Annotated in this window: 16 protein-coding genes; 5 read left to right on the top strand and 11 right to left on the bottom strand. The window is 72.0% G+C overall.

Features of this window, described 5'->3' with window-relative positions; translation table 11 throughout:
- Window positions 1-13 precede the first annotated feature (13 nt).
- The gene (locus QHG49_RS10475; protein ID WP_370530450.1) at window positions 14-454 is read left to right on the top strand and encodes a maleylpyruvate isomerase N-terminal domain-containing protein; all 441 of its coding nucleotides are present in this window, start codon (window positions 14-16) and stop codon (window positions 452-454) included.
- A 224-nt stretch (window positions 455-678) separates the two neighbouring features.
- Here the strand turns inward: QHG49_RS10475 and QHG49_RS10470 are convergent, their stop codons facing one another.
- The 5 genes from QHG49_RS10470 to QHG49_RS10450 form a co-directional block, all read right to left on the bottom strand.
- Window positions 679-1,806 (bottom strand): LOG family protein, encoded by a 1,128-nt coding sequence (locus QHG49_RS10470; protein ID WP_301488843.1) that lies wholly within the window; start codon window positions 1,804-1,806, stop codon window positions 679-681.
- Window positions 1,807-1,968: 162 nt separating this feature from the next.
- A complete protein-coding gene (locus QHG49_RS10465) occupies window positions 1,969-3,300 on the bottom strand; it encodes a hypothetical protein (RefSeq protein ID WP_301488841.1) in 1,332 nt (443 codons plus the stop codon).
- A complete protein-coding gene (locus tag QHG49_RS10460) occupies window positions 3,282-4,022 on the bottom strand; it encodes an ABC transporter ATP-binding protein (protein ID WP_145485558.1) in 741 nt (246 codons plus the stop codon). Before QHG49_RS10460 ends, QHG49_RS10465 begins: the two co-directional genes overlap by 19 nt.
- A 190-nt stretch (window positions 4,023-4,212) precedes the next feature.
- Window positions 4,213-5,595 carry an aspartate aminotransferase family protein gene (locus tag QHG49_RS10455; protein WP_145485557.1) on the bottom strand — a complete coding sequence of 461 codons (1,383 nt, stop codon included), beginning with the start codon at window positions 5,593-5,595 and terminating at the stop codon, window positions 4,213-4,215.
- On the bottom strand, window positions 5,580-6,098 hold the full coding sequence (locus QHG49_RS10450; protein WP_145485556.1) for an Lrp/AsnC family transcriptional regulator: 519 nt from the start codon (window positions 6,096-6,098) through the stop codon (window positions 5,580-5,582). The genes QHG49_RS10455 and QHG49_RS10450 overlap by 16 nt, the downstream gene beginning before the upstream one ends.
- A gap of 205 nt (window positions 6,099-6,303) precedes the next feature.
- Between QHG49_RS10450 and QHG49_RS10445 the strand changes: the two genes are divergently transcribed.
- From QHG49_RS10445 to QHG49_RS10435, 3 genes are all read left to right on the top strand, one after another.
- Window positions 6,304-7,740 (top strand): gamma-aminobutyraldehyde dehydrogenase, encoded by a 1,437-nt coding sequence (locus tag QHG49_RS10445; RefSeq protein ID WP_159705449.1) that lies wholly within the window; start codon window positions 6,304-6,306, stop codon window positions 7,738-7,740.
- Between the two features lie 160 nt (window positions 7,741-7,900).
- Window positions 7,901-9,091: an extracellular solute-binding protein gene (locus QHG49_RS10440; RefSeq protein ID WP_159705452.1), complete on the top strand. Its 1,191-nt coding sequence runs from the start codon at window positions 7,901-7,903 to the stop codon at window positions 9,089-9,091.
- 287 nt (window positions 9,092-9,378) lie between these two features.
- Window positions 9,379-9,564, top strand: a complete 186-nt coding sequence (locus QHG49_RS10435) for a hypothetical protein (RefSeq protein WP_301488832.1) — start codon at window positions 9,379-9,381, stop codon at window positions 9,562-9,564.
- Here the strand turns inward: QHG49_RS10435 and QHG49_RS10430 are convergent.
- From QHG49_RS10430 to QHG49_RS10410, 5 genes are read right to left on the bottom strand one after another with little or no spacing between them, the layout of a single operon-like run.
- Window positions 9,548-10,423, bottom strand: coding sequence for a carbohydrate ABC transporter permease (locus QHG49_RS10430; protein WP_236576468.1), 876 nt, complete (start codon window positions 10,421-10,423; stop codon window positions 9,548-9,550). The two genes, QHG49_RS10435 and QHG49_RS10430, sit on opposite strands and share 17 nt — an antisense overlap.
- Window positions 10,420-11,376 carry a carbohydrate ABC transporter permease gene (locus tag QHG49_RS10425; protein WP_145485553.1) on the bottom strand — a complete coding sequence of 319 codons (957 nt, stop codon included), beginning with the start codon at window positions 11,374-11,376 and terminating at the stop codon, window positions 10,420-10,422. Before QHG49_RS10425 ends, QHG49_RS10430 begins: the two co-directional genes overlap by 4 nt.
- On the bottom strand, window positions 11,370-12,686 hold the full coding sequence (locus tag QHG49_RS10420; RefSeq protein WP_301488830.1) for an extracellular solute-binding protein: 1,317 nt from the start codon (window positions 12,684-12,686) through the stop codon (window positions 11,370-11,372). The genes QHG49_RS10425 and QHG49_RS10420 overlap by 7 nt, the downstream gene beginning before the upstream one ends.
- A complete protein-coding gene (locus QHG49_RS10415) occupies window positions 12,683-13,660 on the bottom strand; it encodes a GNAT family N-acetyltransferase (RefSeq protein WP_301488828.1) in 978 nt (325 codons plus the stop codon). Before QHG49_RS10415 ends, QHG49_RS10420 begins: the two co-directional genes overlap by 4 nt.
- Window positions 13,661-13,690: 30 nt before the next feature.
- Window positions 13,691-14,860 carry a DUF1343 domain-containing protein gene (locus QHG49_RS10410; RefSeq protein WP_301488827.1) on the bottom strand — a complete coding sequence of 390 codons (1,170 nt, stop codon included), beginning with the start codon at window positions 14,858-14,860 and terminating at the stop codon, window positions 13,691-13,693.
- A 168-nt stretch (window positions 14,861-15,028) separates the two neighbouring features.
- Between QHG49_RS10410 and QHG49_RS10405 the strand changes: the two genes are divergently transcribed.
- Complete coding sequence (locus tag QHG49_RS10405; RefSeq protein ID WP_301488825.1) at window positions 15,029-15,550, top strand: hypothetical protein; 522 nt, start codon at window positions 15,029-15,031, stop codon at window positions 15,548-15,550.
- Here QHG49_RS10405 and QHG49_RS10400 read toward each other — a convergent pair.
- The gene (locus QHG49_RS10400; protein WP_145485549.1) at window positions 15,498-15,929 is read right to left on the bottom strand and encodes an ATP-binding protein; all 432 of its coding nucleotides are present in this window, start codon (window positions 15,927-15,929) and stop codon (window positions 15,498-15,500) included. The two genes, QHG49_RS10405 and QHG49_RS10400, sit on opposite strands and share 53 nt — an antisense overlap.
- Window positions 15,930-15,951: the final 22 nt, after the last annotated feature.

Raw genomic sequence — 15,951 nt, 5'->3', positions numbered from 1 at the left:
GAGCGGTACTGCGATGAAATCGCCCTCCAGGGAACCGGTCGCCTCCGGCGCGGATCTGTCGGCCACCGTGCCGACCTGCCCGGAGCGGACGCTGCAACAGCTCGTCCGGCACACGGGCGGCGCCCTGCGCTGGTCCGGCACGCTGGTGCGGGAGCGGGCCCAGGAGATGATCCCGTGGGACCGGATCCCGCTCCGCGGCGGCCCCGAGGAGCAGGGCGATCCGGTTTCCGGGCGCGCCGGACGGCCTACGAGATCACCGCCCACCGCCCGGACGCGGCGCTCACCGTCGGGGCGCCGTACGAGGTCGCGCCCGATATCGCCGCCGACGCGCTGGACGAGTGGCTGGAGCTGGTGGAGTGGGCGCGGCGTACCGGCGCTGGTGCGTGGGCCGCGGATCCGCACGGGCCCGGCCGCGGCATCCAGCTGCACGCCACCGACGCCGAACCGGCGCTGAACGCCGAGTGGCTGGTCGAGACGGGTGAGCAGGGCGTCAGCCGGCGGCGGGGCCACGAGAAGGCGGCGGTCGCGTCGCGGGGGCCGCTCACGTCCGTGCTGCCCGCCTTCCACCGCCGACTGCCGCTGGACACTCCGGGCCTCGAAGTCGTGGGTGAGCGTGGGATGTGGAGTCCCGGCTGGAGAAGTCCGCCTTCTGACGAGCGCCGTAGGGATACTTCTGCCTCAGTCCGCCCCCAGCCGGGCCAGGGCCTCCGGAGCCTCCTCGATCCGGTCCACCAGAGCGATCCGGGACTCCAGCTCCCGCCCCCGCGCCAGCGAGCGCAGCAGCGGCCACGCCGGCAGCTCCCGCGTCCAGTGGTCCCGGTCCACCAGCACCATCGGCCGCGGCGCGCCGTACGACGCGTAGTAGTTGGGCGTCGCGTTGTCGAAGATCTCCTGTACGGTCCCGGCGGCGCCCGGCAGGAACACCACCCCGGCGGTGGAGCGGGCCAGCAGGCCGTCCTCCCTGGTGGCGTTGGCGAAGTACTTGGCGATGTGCGCGGCGAAGGCGTTCGGCGGCTCATGGCCGTAGAACCAGGTCGGGATGCCGATCGAGGCGCCGCCCTCGGGCCAGCGGGCGCGCACCTCGAAGGCGGCCCGCGCCCACTCCGTGACGGACGGCCGGAACGAGGGCGCCTTGGCGAGCGGCACCAGCGCCTCGTCCAGCATCGTGTCCGCGTACGGGGCGGCGTACGCGCCGAGGTTCGCCGCCTCCATCGCGCCCGGACCGCCACCGGTGGCGACCGTGAAACCGGCGCGGGCGAGGGAGCGGCCGAGCCGCGCGGCACCGGCGTACTCGACCGTGCCCCGGGCCATCGCGTGACCGCCCATGACCCCGGCCACCCGGCAGCCGTCGAGGCGTTCGTCCAGCGCGTCGGAGACGGCGTCGTCATGGATCGCGCGCAGCATCGAGGCGAAGACGTCGCCGTCGGCCGTGGTCCGCCGGAACCAGTCGTGGGCCCGCGCGTCCGGCGTCGCCTCGTACCCCTCCTCCAGCGACGCGTACAGCTCGTCCGGCGTGTAGGGGCGGCCCCGGTACGGGTCGAAGGGCACGCCCGGGACCGGCGGGAACACCAGGGCGCCGGACGCGCGCACGCGGGCGGCGGCCTCGGGGGCCATCGGGCAGCCCAGGAAGACGGCGTCCGTGGTGTCGAGACGCAGCAGCGCGCCGGTACGGCCCGTCAGGTCCACGGCCTGGACGCGGAAGCGGGCCAGCGAGCCGTGCTCGGCGACGGCACGGTCGAACTCGGCGAGCGACTCGATCTCCTGGGCGCGGGCGGCGCGCCGCGGCTGGGCGGGTGGAGTGGGCATCCGCCCATGCTAGGGACCGGCCCGGTGCCCGGCCGCGACCGGGGGTACGGCGATGCCCCTCAAACCCCAAGCCCCCAAGCCCCGAAGCCGTCAAGCCCTCAGCGGCCCGGCGAGTCAGCGGCCTGGCGAGTCAGCGGCCCGGCGATTCAGCGGCCCGGCGATTCAGCGGCTCAGCGGAAAGGCGGCCAGGGCCGCGATCGCCAGGGTGAGCGGCGCGAAGAAGGCCAGCAGGGTGAACGCGCGCAGGGCGGCGGCGCCGCGCAGCACCGACGCGGGGGCGCCGAGGCGCAGCAGCGCGTCGGTGGTCCCGGCGCGGCACTGGCGGGTTTCGACGGCCACGGTCAGCAAAGTGGCGAAGGCGCAGCCGGCGACGACCAGCGCGCCGAGGGCGCTCAGCGGGCCGAAGGGGCGGCCGGGGGCGTCGTACAGGGTGGTCATGGCGTACCCGGCGGCGGTGACCGCGCACAGGATGCCGAGGGGGCGGCCGATCCTGGTGGCCTCCGCCATCAGACCCCGGCCCGCGAGGAGGCGGAGGGCGCCGGGGCGGGCGCACTGGAGGAGGCGGCCGCACAGGTGGGTGAGGCCGGGCGCGGCGAGGACCAGACCGACGGCGGTCAGCAGCCAGCCGAGGAGGAAGAAGCCCGCGCCGGTGGGGGCGGCGGTGAAGGTGAAGGCGGGCGTGCGGGGTGTGCGCCCCGCGTACGCCTGGGCGGTGAGTCCGGCGGCGACGAGGGCCACCGCCCAGGGGAGACCGGAGGGGGTGTCGCCGGGGCCTTTGTCGTCGTCGGTCTTGTCGGGGCGCGGTGGCGGCGCGAACCGGGGGTCGATCCGGTTGGCCGGCACCGGCGGGGCGCCCCCACCGGAAGGGGCGGCCCCGGTGGCCGCCTCTTCCGTCCCGGCCGCGGTACGACCGGCCGCGGCCGGACCCCCGGCCTGCCTGACGAACGGCAGATACCGGCGCTGCGGCCGCGCCACCGGCCGTGGATCCCTCGGCCGCAGGGCCACCGCCACCGCGACCGTCGCCACCACCGGTACCACCGCCAGCAGGGTCCCGGTCGCCGCGAGGGGGAGGGGCTTCCCGGTGGCCAGGAAGGCCGCGGCCGCGCCGTCGAACGGCAGCCCTTTCAGATCGCCCCGCAGATGCAGGAAGAGGGAGAGGGCGACGAGCGAGCCCAGCGTGGTGGCCAGGGCCGTGACCAGGGCGGAGATGGCCATCAGGCGGGCCGGGCCGAGGCCGATGGCGGAGAGGCCGGGGCGCGGGCGGGTGCCGGGGTCGGTGCGGGCCACGGCGAGGGCGAGGTACACCGTCGCGGCGACCGGCACCACGCACCAGGCCAGCCGCAGCGCGCCCGAGCCCGCGGCCTCGGGGCGTTTCAGGGCGTACCCGAGGCAGGACAGCAGCAGGAAGCCGGTGCCCGCCGAGGCCCCCGCCACCAGCAGGCGGCGCAGCTGGACGGCGGGCCGGGCCGCGCGGGTCAGACGGAGATCGAGCACGCGGCCCGGCCTTCCGCGTCGGGGACCTCCGGCAGGTGTACGGTCCGCACCGGCCGGCCGTCCAGCAGGTTCACCGTGCGGTCGGCGAAGGCCGCGGTCTCCGGGTCGTGGGTGGCGAGCACCACGGTGATGCCGTGCGAGCGGGCGGCGCTGGTGAGGGTGCGCAGCACATGGCCGCGGTCGGCGCGGTGCAGCGGGGCCGTCGGCTCGTCGGCGAACAGCACGGTGGGCGCCGGGGCCAGTGCGCGGGCGATGGAGATCCGCTGGCGTTCGGACTGGCGCAGCCGGTGCGGGCGCTTGCGGGCCAGTTCCCCGATGTCCAGGCGCTCCAGCCACTCCAGCGCGGTGGTCTTGGCCCGGCGGCGGCTGGTGCCGCGCAGCATCAGCGGCAGCGCCGTGTTCTCCCAGGCGTTCAGCTCGGGCACCAGGCCCGGCTCGGGGCCGATCCAGCAGAAGCGGTCGCGGCGCAGCCGCTCGCGGTTCGCCGGGCCGAGGGTGTGCACGGGCGTGCTGTTGAACCAGACCTCGCCCTCGCGCACCGGCTCCAGGCCCGACAGACAGCGCAGCAGGGTCGTTTTGCCGCTGCCCCGGGGGCCGCTGACGGCGAGGATCTCGCCCTCCCGGACGGCGATCGAGACCCCCGCGAGTCCGGGGGAGCCGTCGGGGTGCGTGAAGTGCAGGGACCGTGCCCACAGCACGTCGTTGTCCGGCGGAGCCTCCATGGGCGTACACCTCGGTTCTGATCCGTTTTCCCGTGCCCGTTCCTCCATACGGGGGAACGAAGGCAGGGCCGATCGGTCACTGGCACGCTAGGCAGCCGCCGCACGGTGGCCGGACAGCACACGGCCCCGGGCCCCCGTTCTCACTCGAACGGGCGGCTCCGGGGCCGGTCGCGGTCACACCGTCAGCTGATTACAGCTTGGTCCACGCCTCCGTGAGGGTGGCCCGCAGGATCTGCTCGATCTCGTCGAACGTCTCCTGGTTGGAGATCAGCGGCGGGGCGAGCTGGATGACCGGGTCGCCGCGGTCGTCGGCACGGCAGTACAGGCCGTTCTCGAACAGCGCCTTGGACAGGAAGCCGTACAGGACGCGCTCGGTCTCCTCGTCGCTGAAGGACTCCTTGGTGGCCTTGTCCTTCACCAGCTCGATGCCGTAGAAGAAGCCGTTGCCGCGGACGTCGCCGACGATCGGCAGGTCGTGCAGCTTCTGCAGCGTCTGGAGGAAGTTGCCCTCGTTGTCCAGCACGTGCTGGTTGAGGTTCTCGCGCTCGAACAGGTCGAGGTTGGCGAGGCCCACGGCCGCGGAGACCGGGTGGCCGCCGAAGGTGTAGCCGTGCAGGAAGGTGTTGTCACCCTGGTAGAACGGCTCCGCCAGGCGGTCGGAGATGATGCAGGCGCCGATCGGGGAGTAGCCCGAGGTCATGCCCTTGGCGCAGGTGATCATGTCCGGGACGTAGCCGAACTTGTCGCACGCGAACATGGTGCCGAGGCGGCCGAAGGCGCAGATGACCTCGTCGGAGACGAGCAGCACGTCGTACTTGTCGCAGATCTCGCGCACGCGCTGGAAGTAGCCCGGCGGCGGCGGGAAGCAGCCACCGGCGTTCTGCACCGGCTCCAGGAAGACCGCGGCGACGGTGTCCGGGCCCTCGAACAGGATCTCCTGCTCGATCTGGTCGGCGGCCCAGCGGCCGAAGGCCTCCGGGTCGTCACCGAAGAGCGGCGCGCGGTAGATGTTGGTGTTCGGCACCTTGTGCGCGCCCGGCACCAGCGGCTCGAAGGGGGCCTTCAGGCCCGGCAGGCCGGTGATGGACAGGGCGCCCTGCGGGGTGCCGTGGTAGGCGACCGCGCGGGAGATGACCTTGTACTTGGTGGGCTTGCCGGTCAGCTTGAAGTACTGCTTGGCCAGCTTCCAGGCGGTCTCGACGGCCTCGCCGCCGCCGGTGGTGAAGAAGACCTTGTTCAGGTCGCCGGGGGCGTAGTCGGCGAGGCGCTCGGCCAGCTCCACGGCCTTCGGGTGGGCGTAGGACCACACCGGGAAGAAGGCCAGCTCCTGGGCCTGCTTGAAGGCGGTCTCGGCGAGCTCCGTGCGGCCGTGCCCGGCCTGGACCACGAACAGGCCCGCGAGACCGTCGAGGTAGCGCTTGCCCTTGTCGTCGTAGATGTAGGTGCCCTCACCCCGGACGATCGTCGGGACGGGAGAGTTCTCGTACGAGGACATGCGGGTGAAGTGCATCCACAGGTGGTCGTACGCGGTGCGGCTGAGGTCCTTCTGGGTCACGGTTATCGGGTTCCCCACATGTAGGTCTGCTTCTTCAGCTTCATGTATACGAAGCTTTCGGTGGAGCGCACGCCGGGCAGCGCCCGGATGCGTTTGTTGATGACGTCCAGCAGGTGGTCGTCGTCCTCGCAGACGATCTCGGCGAGGATGTCGAACGAGCCCGCGGTCATCACCACGTACTCGACTTCCGACATGTCAGTCAGCACGTCAGCGATCGACTCGACATCGCCCTCGACGTGGATGCCCACCATCGCCTGCCGGCGGAAGCCCACGGTGAGCGGGTCCGTGACGGCGACGATCTGCATCACGCCCTGGTCCAGCAGCTTCTGGACGCGCTGGCGCACGGCCGCCTCCGACAGGCCCACGGCCTTGCCGATCGCGGCGTACGGCCGGCGGCCGTCCTCCTGGAGCTGCTGAATGATGGCGAGGGAGACGGCATCCAACTGCGGGGTGCCGTTCCTGGACTCGCGGGAGGAGTCCCTCTGGTCTGCGCTTCGACTGGCCACGCGCTCACTGTGCACGAGGTCTCGTCCGTTTTGCAAGCCCCGATCGATGAAATTCGTTGTTTGAGGGATCAAAGCTTGCGGATTTCGCAGATGTGGCCGGGTTGGGGGTGTTGAAAACGTGGGGGTGCCGACTAGGGTGGGGTGTCTCAGTGATCGGACAGCCGCAGCGGCCGTCCGGGCTGGACCGCTCGAACCCTCGAACCAGATCAGGAGGCCGGCAGTGAGCACCGAGCTGCGTCGTCTGCGCAACTACATCGACGGTGAGTTCCGGGACGCCGCCGACGGACGGACCACCGAGGTGGTCAACCCCGCGACCGGCGAGGCGTACGCGACCGCGCCGCTGTCCGGACCGGCGGACGTGGACGCCGCCATGGAGGCCGCCGCCCGCGCCTTCCCCGCCTGGCGCGACGCCACGCCGGCCGAGCGCCAGCGGGCCCTGCTGAAGATCGCGGACGCCTTCGAGGAGCGGGCCGAGGAGCTGATCGCGGCCGAGGTGGAGAACACGGGCAAGCCCACCGGGCTCACCCGCTCCGAGGAGATTCCGCCGATGGTCGACCAGATCCGCTTCTTCGCCGGTGCGGCGCGGATGCTGGAGGGCCGCTCGGCCGGCGAGTACATGGACGGGCTGACCTCGATCGTTCGCCGCGAGCCGATCGGCGTCTGCGCCCAGGTCGCGCCGTGGAACTACCCGATGATGATGGCCGTATGGAAGTTCGCCCCGGCGCTCGCCGCGGGCAACACGGTCGTCCTCAAGCCCTCGGACACCACCCCCGCCTCCTCGGTGCTGATCGCCGAGATCATCGGCTCGGTGCTACCCAAGGGCGTCTTCAACGTCATCTGCGGCGACCGTGACACCGGCCGCCTGATGGTCGAGCACGAGACCCCGGCGATGGCCTCCATCACCGGCTCCGTGCGCGCCGGCATGTCGGTCGCCGAGTCCGCGTCCAAGGACCTCAAGCGGGTCCACCTGGAGCTGGGCGGCAAGGCGCCCGTCGTCGTCTTCGAGGACACCGACATCGCCAAGGCCGTCGAGGACATCTCGACGGCGGGCTTCTTCAACGCCGGCCAGGACTGTACGGCCGCCTGCCGCGTCCTCGTCCACGAGTCGATCCACGACGAGTTCGTGGCCGCGCTGGCCAAGGCCGCCGAGGAGACGAAGACCGGGCAGCCGGACGACGAGGACGTGCTCTACGGCCCGCTGAACAACCCCGACCAGCTCAAGCAGGTCGAGGGCTTCATCGAGCGGCTGCCCGCGCACGCGCGGGTGGAGGCCGGCGGCAAGCGGGTCGGCGACAAGGGCTACTTCTTCGCCCCGACCGTGGTCTCCGGCGTCAAGCAGGACGACGAGATCATCCAGAAGGAGGTCTTCGGCCCGGTCATCACCGTCCAGTCCTTCACGGACGAGGACCAGGCCCTGGAGTACGCCAACGGCGTCGAGTACGCCCTGGCCTCCTCGGTGTGGACCAAGGACCACGCCCGCGCGATGCGGATGTCCAAGAAGATGGACTTCGGCTGCGTGTGGATCAACACCCACATCCCGCTGGTCGCGGAGATGCCGCACGGCGGCTTCAAGAAGTCCGGCTACGGCAAGGACCTCTCGGCGTACGGCTTCGAGGACTACACCCGGATCAAGCACGTGATGACGTCGCTGGGCTAGCCCTCCCGGCGCCTCACCGGCGGCCCCCGCACAGGTCCACCTCCTGTGCGGGGGCCGCCTTTTGGCGGGCCCCGCTGATCGACAAGGTGTCGGACGGGGCGCTCCCCGCTCGACGCAGCGTCGATTGTGTGACCGGACCGGGGACCGGCATCCTTCCGGGGTGCCCCAGACTTCTTCGCGTACGACCGTGTCCCGCCGTTCCCTGCTGCGCGCGCTCGGCGGCACCGCCGCGCTCGGCGCGCTGGCCGGCTGCGGAGTGCCCGCCGCCTACGTCCGGCCCGGCGATCGCTCGGTGGGGGACGCGTCCGCCACCGAACACCGGCTGACCTGGGCGAACTGGCCGCTGTACATCGACACCGACGACAAGAACCCGAATCGCCGGCCCACCCTCGACGCGTTCGAGAAGCGCACCGGGATACGCGTGGAGTACGTCGAGGAGATCAACGACAACGACGAGTTCTTCGGCAAGATCAGCCCCGCGCTGATGAACCACCAGTCCACCGGCCGCGATCTGATCGTCATCAGCGACTGGATGTGCGCCCGGTTCGTACGGCTGGGCTGGGTGCAGGAGATGGACCGCGCGCACCAGCCGAACGTGGCGAAGCACCTCGACCCGCTGCTGCGCACGCCCGCCTTCGACAAGGGCCGCAGGTTCACCGTGCCGTGGCAGTCCGGCATCACCGGTATCGCCTACAACCGCAAGAAGCTCGGCCGCGAGATCCGCGCGGTCAAGGACCTGTGGGCGCCCGGCCTCAAGGGCCGGGTCACCCTCCTGTCCGGCCTGGACGAGTCCTTCGCGCTGCTGATGCAGGGCAACGGCGTGGACGTCACCAGGTGGACCGCGCACGACTTCCACACCATGTGCGACGAGGTGGAACGGCAGGTCCGCCGGGGCCAGATCCGCCGCTTCACCGGCAACGACTACACCAAGGACCTGGTCAGCGGCGACGTCCTCGCCTGTCAGGCGTACTCGGGCGATGTCATCCAGCTCCAGGCGGACAACCCCGACATCCGCTTCGTCGTCCCCGAGGAGGGCGCCGAGCTGTGGTCGGACTCCCTGATGATCCCCGACCGGGCCGCGCACAAGGCCAACGCCGAGCGGCTGATCGACTACTACTACGAGCCCGAGGTCGCCGCGAAGCTGGCCGCCTGGGTCAACTACGTCTGCCCGGTCCCCGCCGCCAAGGACGTCCTTGCCGACGCCCCCGACAAGGACACCGCCGCCCTCGCCGACAACCCCCTGATCTTCCCCGACTCCACGATGCGCTCCCGCCTCGCCATCGCCCGCGACATCACCTCCACGGAACGCGTGGAGTTCGCCCGGCGCTGGAACCAGATCGTGGGTCTGTGAGGGACGCCGATGCAGCACGTCACCGCCGTCTGGCAGGACCACGGGTTCTTCCTGGACCCCCGGGCGTACCTGGCGAAACTGCCGAAGATCCGCGCTGAACTGCCGCCCGGGGCGCGGGACTTCGCCTGCGACCCCGGGCATTACGACATTCCGGGTGCCACCCGCTGTGTCAAAGACCTGGAGCTGTGCGGGATCCACCTCGCCACCGACAAGAGCGGCGAACTGGTGCTGGAGTTCGCGCCCACCGGTGGAAGCACGAGGCGGGGCTGCGCATCACCTACTCGGGCGTGCGGCACTTCGCCGTCGACCACCACCGCGCCATCGACTGGCTGCTCGTCGACACTGTGCTGCTGGACGAGATCCTCCCGGACGGGGAGGGCGGCTGCACGCACGAGATCGCGCTCACCGACGCCTCGGTCACCGTCCGGTGCGCGGATCTGGACGCGCGCTGGTGTCTCACTTCAGGCCGCTGAGCATCACGCCCCGGATGTAGTGCTTCTGGAGCAGCAGGAAGAGGGCGAGGACCGGGAGGATGCTGAGGACCAGGCCGGCCATGACGACCGGCATGGTGCGGGTGGGGTCGACGTAGTCCTGGAGGAGCTGGATGCCGACCGGGAGGGTCATCACGTCGGGGTCGGCGGTGGAGATCAGCAGGGCCCAGATGTACTCGTTCCAGGCGTCCACGAAGGTCAGCAGGGCGAGGGTGACGAGGACCGGCCCGGTCTGGGGGAGGACGATGCGCCACCAGAGGGTGAACTCGCCCGCGCCGTCGAGGCGGGCGGCCTCCAGGATCTCGTCCGGGACGGAGACCATGAACTGGCGCATCAGGAAGATCCCGAACCCGTTGACGAGGAACGGCATCGCGAGCGCCACGATGCTGACGGTCAGCCCCGCGCCGCCCCGCCCGAGCAGGTCGTTGCCGCCCGCCAGCGGCCAGTGCACCAGGATCAGGAAGTGCGGGATGAAGAAGAGGAACGGCGGGAACATCATCGTGGCCAGCACCAGCCGGAAGATGAAGTCCCGCCCCGGGAACCGGAGTTTGGCGAGCGCGTACCCGGCGAGCGACGAGGTGAGCAGCACCGAGCCGGTGATCAGGGCCGTCGCGGTGACGCTGTTGCGGAACAGCACCGGCAGGTCCAACTGGTGCAGGGCCGCGCGGTAGTTGGCGAAGCCGAATGCCTTCGGGAGGAAGCGGTACGGCAGTCTCCCCGACTCTCCGGGCCCCTTGAAGGACGTCATCACCATGTCGAGGAACGGCACCACCATGAGCACGGCACCGGACACGACGAAGAGGTACGACACCCACGGCCACCGGTGACGACGAGGGCTCACGCGTCCTCCCCCTTGCGCCGGAACACCCACAGCTGCACCAGCGTGATCACCAGCACCACCACGAACAGCACGAACGCCGCCGCGCTCGCCGTGCCCCAGTCGCCGTACGAGAACGCCTGCCGGTACATCTCCAGCGCCGCCACCGCCGTGGCGTCCCCGGGGCCGCCCTTGGTCATCACCGTGATCAGCGCGAACGACTGGAGCCCGGTGAGGAACTGGGTGACGCACACGAACAGCAGCGACGGCCGCAGCAACGGCAGCGTGATCCTCCGGAAGACCGTGCCGGCACCGGCGCCGTCCAGCTCCGCGGCCTCGTAGTACGAGCGCGGGATCGACTTCAGCCCCGCCGTGAGGACGAGGACCGCCGACCCCGCCGAGGCCCACGCCTGTACGACCACCACCGCGGGCAGCGCCGTGCGCGGATCCTGGAGGAAGGCGACCGAGCCGAGCCCGAGGGCGTTGAGGACGCCGTTGACGAGGCCGCCCGGCTCGTACATGTACTTCCACACATTGCCGACGGCGACCACGGTCGTCACCATCGGCAGGAAGTACAGCGTCCGCCACAGCCCCTGGAACCGCAGCCGGTCGACGCAGGTCGCGACGAGCACCGAACCCGCGAGCGCGACGGCCACCGTCCCCAGCGCGAACAGCACCGTGTTGGTGAGGACCGGCGTCAGGAACGTCGATCCCCGCGCGAACAGCCCCGTGAAGTTGTCCAGGCCGACCGGCCGGATGTCCCCGGGGTCGAACCCGGCCCAGCGCGACATCGACAGCAGCAGCGCGAAGCCGAGCGGCAGCACCAGGAACACCGCGAAGAACAGCAGGACCGGCGCCAGGAAGAGGTAGGCGACCACCGTCTGGCGGCGCCGGGCGCGCGCGGCGAGGCCGGGACCCGGCGGCCGCGCGCGGGACGCCGGACGCCCGGCCCGCTCCGGGGCCAGCGTGTTCACCACAGCCGCGACACCTCCTGATCGACCTGCCGGCGCGTGGTGCGCAGCGCCTGATCGACCGACTGCTGACCGGTCCACAGCGCCTCGATGTTGGTGCGCAGCAGTGTCTTCGCCTGCTGCGCGCCCGGCACGTTCGGCTCCGGCACCGCGTACGCCAGCGCGTCCAGGAACGGCCGCAGATTCGGGTCCCCGCCCCTGCCGAGCAGCGCCCGCATGTCGTCGGCCCGGCCGGTGAGCGAGCCGACCGACACCTGGAGGGCGCTCATACGGGTCACGCCCTTCGCGCCGGTCCGCTCCGCGTTGAGCCAGCGCAGGAACTCCCAGGCCTCGCGCGGGAACCGGCTGGCCGCGTTGACCCCGAGCAGGAATCCGGTGGAGAGCGTGGCGCGCCGGTCCCCCGCACGGGGGACCGGTACGGGGGCGACGCCCACGTCCCGGTAGTCCGCGCCCATCAGCGGCTTCAGACTGCCGGTCCACCAGCCCGCGCTGATCACCATGGCCACCTGCCCGGCGGGGAACGCCTGGTACACGTTGACGCCGGGGCTGCTCGCCCCCCGGCTCACCAGGCGGTGCTCCAGCTCGAACACCGCCCGCCCGGCCGGTGAGTCGATCGCGGTGCCCCGGCCGTCCAAGCCGACGAAGGTGCCCCCGGCGGCGTTCAGCAGCGCGAGGGTCTGCCCGACGGTGGTGGAGTCGTCGTACGAGGAGAGGCCGAACCCCTGCACCAGCGTGTTGCCGTACCGGTCCCGGCGGGTGGTGCGCTCGGCCGCCTCGGTCAACTCCGGCCAGGTGCGCGGGGGTCGGGAGATGCCGGCCGCGCGCAGCAGCCGCGCGTTGTAGTAGAGGGCGTACGTCTGCACCTCGGTGGGATAGCCGTAGACCCGGCCCCCGGCCGACACGGCGCCGACCGCGGCCGCGCTGTAGCCGCGCCGGATCTCCGCCGTGTGCGCGGCCGGGGCGGGCCGCAGCACCCCGGCCCGGACGAGCTGGCCGGTCCACAGGCAGTACGGCTGGATGATGTCGGCGCCCTGCCCCGCCGCCTGCCGGACCGTGAAGGTGGTCAGCAGATCGGTGAACTCCACCGCTTCCGTACGGACCTTGACCCGGTCGTGCGTGGCGTTCCACTCGTCCACCGGGTCCTGGAGCGCGCTCTTCAGCGCCCCGCTGGAGTAGTGCGAGAGCAGGGTCAGCACGATCGGATCCCCGGGGCGGCCGGTGCCCCGGTGCGGCGCGGCACAGCCCGCGGTGAGCAGGGCGGAGGGCAGCGCGAGCGCGAAGTGCCGCCGCTTCAGGGCGGGTTGGGGGCGCGTCACCGGGGGGTCTCCCGGCGCAGTACCCGGAACACCCGGGTCGTGGTGAACCCGGCGGCACGGTAGAGACGGCCCGCCGGTGACCGCTCGCCGGTCCACAGGAACCACGCCCCGTGCGCGCCGCGCGCCCGCATCCGGGCCAGGACCAGATGGAGCAGGACCTTGCCGAGCCCGGTGCCGCGCGCCTGTGCCAGCACCCCGAACGGCCCGAACCGCTCGATCGCCGACTCGTACGCCCCGTGCATCGCCCACCCCACCAGCCGCCCCCCGGGCTCCCGGGCGGTCACGATCCGGTCCAGCGGGGCACCGGCCGCCAGGCACTCCCGGATCGCGCGCGCCCAGTCCGGGGTGAAGTGGTTCCCGGCGAGCGCGATCAGCTCCACCAGGTCGTCGTCGGCCGGGGTGCCGAACCGGTAGCCCCGGTCGGCGAGTTCGTCCCGGCGCCGGGCGACGGCGTCCGGCATCCGGTGGCCGACCAGCGAGCGGTCCATCGCTGCCGCCTCGTACAGCGTCCGGAACCCGAGCGCGTCCAGGAGCTTCGCGGCCTCCGGACAGGTCTCGGCGTCCAGGCCGGGGAGGATGTAGTGCGGCGTGTAGGAGGAGAAGTCCACGGTGGTACGGCCCTGGGCGCGCAGCCAGTCGAGGGCATCCGTCAGCAGCAGGCGGCCGAGCCCCTGCCCGCGCGCGGCGGGATCGACGAAGAAGAACGGGATCCAGCCCTGCTGCGGCTCCAGGTCGGTGCCGTGCAGCGGGGTCAGCCGGCGTACCGCGTAAGCGGCGCCGAGGACGCGCCCGCCGGCCACGGCGACCCGGAGGCCCTCGGGGTCGAAGTTGGCGTCGAGCAGGACGAGGGTGCGGAAGCGGTCCGGGGTGATCGGATCGGCCGGTGCGCTCCGGCACCAGGCGGCCACGAGCGACGGCCCGTCACCCGCCCGGAACCCCCGAATCTCCCTGTCGAAGAGGGGAGTTGACGTCATCGGTGGGTCCGTCCTTCCCCGCGCGGCGGCTCAGGAGTACAGCAGTACGTCGTCGCCCGCCCACGCGGCCGGCGGCGCGGGCGGATCGCACAGCGGCAGCGGGTCCGCCCCCGCGTCGAGGACGTCCCGGAGCCGGTCGGAGCCCCAGAGCAGGTCGATGGCGTACGCGCCGTCACCGCGGTCCCACGCGAAGTCGTCGGGGTGGAGGCGGCGCAGGGTGGCGAGCATGGCGACGGCGGTGCGCACGGGCCGGAACGCGGCGCGGTCGGTGACATGGAGCTGCACCCCGCGCAGGGATCGACCGGCGTGCTTGTGGAAGGTGGGGACATAGCGCAGATCACGGAAGTGCACTCCGGGCAGGGCGAGTTCGTTGAGCGCGGGCGCGAGGCGGGCGTCGACGTAGGGGGCGCCGACGATCTCGAAGGGCTGAGTGGTGCCACGGCCCTCGGAGAGGTTGGTGCCCTCGAACAGACAGGTGCCCGGGTAGACGGCGGCGGTGGCGGGGGTCGGCATGTTCGGCGAGGGCGCGATCCAGGGGAGCCCGGTGGACCCGGCGTCCATGGCGCGCCGCCAGCCGGTCGCCTCGATCACGGTCAACTCGGCCGGTCCGCCCGCGCGTCGGGGTACCGCCTCGGTGTTGAAGTACCGGGCGAGTTCCCCGGCGGTCAGGCCGTGCCGCACGGGGATCGGCACCCGTCCGACGAAGCTCGCCCACGCGGGGTCGAGCAGCGGGCCCTCGCTGACCGTCCCGCCGAGGGGGTTGGGCCGGTCGGCGACCACGAACCGCACACCGGTACGGGCCGCGGAGACCATCAGGTCGAACATCGTCCAGACGTACGTGTAGAACCTGGCGCCGACGTCCTGGAGGTCGTACACGAGGACGTCGACCCCGCTGTCGGCGAGCAGCTTGTCGAGCCGCTCCCCGTCGCACCGGTACGTGTCGTACACCGGCAGCCCCGCGACGCGGTCCGCGCCCCCGCCGGCGCCGGCCTGACCGCTCCCGTCCACCCCGTGCTCGGGCCCGAACAGGGCGACAAGGCGCAGCCCCGCCGCCGCCAACGCGGGTGCGGCGGGCCGCAGACCGGGCAGCACCGTGGTGTGGTTCCCCACCAGCCCGGCCCGGCCGCCCCCGGCGAGCGCGGGCGCCGCGCACAGCCGCGCGATCCCGGTCTCCACCGCGCCATGCCCGTCCGCGCTCATCCCTCGCCCCGTCTGCCGGTCACCTCTCGAAACGGTGGTCCGAAATGTACAGGCATGTGGGGGAGTGGGGCGTGATTGACGGCCGGTCCGGATCTCGTCGACCGCGTGTGCGGATTCTCTCCGGGGACCGCGTTTTGAACGCGTTCAACTCGGGCGTACGCTCTGCCCATGAGCGACAGAGCCGCCCTTTTGAAGGGCATTCGCCGCTGGCTGGTCTTCTTCGTGGTGTGTCTCGTGCTGAGCGGGGCCACGGCCTTTTGGCTGGTGCACGAACTGCGCTGGACGGAGAGCGTGTTGCGGGCGCTGGGGACGCCGGATCCGCTGCCCGGCCTGACGGGCTGGATCGCGCGGGTGCGGGACGGGCTCGACGCCGTCGACGCGAAGTACCCCTTCGTCCTCTACGGCACGGACTGGCTGGCGTTCGCCCACCTCGTCATCGCGGTCGCCTTCTACGGCCCGTACCGCGACCCGGTGCGCAACATCTGGGTGATCGAGTTCGGCATGATCGCCTGCGCCGGCATCGTCCCGCTCGCCCTCGTCTGCGGCCCGATCCGCGGCATCCCGTTCTGGTGGAGCCTGATCGACATGTCCTTCGGCGTCTTCGGGGTCGTCCCGCTGTACGTCGTACGCGCGAAGATCAAGCATCTTGAGTCGCTTTCGGGGGCGCGGGTGGCCGGAAGCACGCCATGACGTCCTTGCCGCGGGGGCAGCGGTGGATCTCCCAGTCATGGGCGAGGGCGTCGACGAGGAGCAGACCGCGCCCGCCCAACGCGTCGGCGCCGGGCTGCCGTTGCTGGGGGAGGCGGGAATCGGAGTCGTGCACCGTCACATGGAGGCAGCCGTTGTCCCAGGTGAGGATCAGCTGCGCCGTGCTGCGGGCGTGGACGTGGGCATTGGTCACCAGCTCGGAGACGGTCAGCACGATCGAATCCACCAGCTCCGGAGCGGTCCGGGTCCAGCCGAGCGTCTCCAGATGCGCGCGCGTCCAGTCCCTGGCCGCCTTCGCCCCGCTGTTCAGGGGCAGGGTGCGGGCCCAGCCCACAGCCTTCAACGAAGACCCGTCTTCCATTCTCTTCTCCTCCGGCGGTCGG

It is taken from the genome of Streptomyces sp. WP-1 (genome assembly GCF_030450125.1).
Taxonomy (GTDB): Bacteria; Actinomycetota; Actinomycetes; order Streptomycetales; family Streptomycetaceae; genus Streptomyces; species Streptomyces incarnatus.
The sequence above is the reverse complement of the archived record's forward strand: the minus strand, read 5'-3'. Positions and strand labels throughout refer to the sequence as shown.

Coding starts and splice junctions, on each gene's coding strand:
- QHG49_RS10475 (WP_370530450.1), top strand. CDS start 14: ATGAAATCGCCCTCCAGGGAACCGGTCGCCTCCGGCGCGGATCTGTCG.
- QHG49_RS10470 (WP_301488843.1), bottom strand. CDS start 1,806: ATGCCCACTCCACCCGCCCAGCCGCGGCGCGCCGCCCGCGCCCAGGAG.
- QHG49_RS10460 (WP_145485558.1), bottom strand. CDS start 4,022: ATGGAGGCTCCGCCGGACAACGACGTGCTGTGGGCACGGTCCCTGCAC.
- QHG49_RS10415 (WP_301488828.1), bottom strand. CDS start 13,660: ATGACGTCAACTCCCCTCTTCGACAGGGAGATTCGGGGGTTCCGGGCG.
- QHG49_RS10410 (WP_301488827.1), bottom strand. CDS start 14,860: ATGAGCGCGGACGGGCATGGCGCGGTGGAGACCGGGATCGCGCGGCTG.
- QHG49_RS10405 (WP_301488825.1), top strand. CDS start 15,029: ATGAGCGACAGAGCCGCCCTTTTGAAGGGCATTCGCCGCTGGCTGGTC.
- QHG49_RS10400 (WP_145485549.1), bottom strand. CDS start 15,929: ATGGAAGACGGGTCTTCGTTGAAGGCTGTGGGCTGGGCCCGCACCCTG.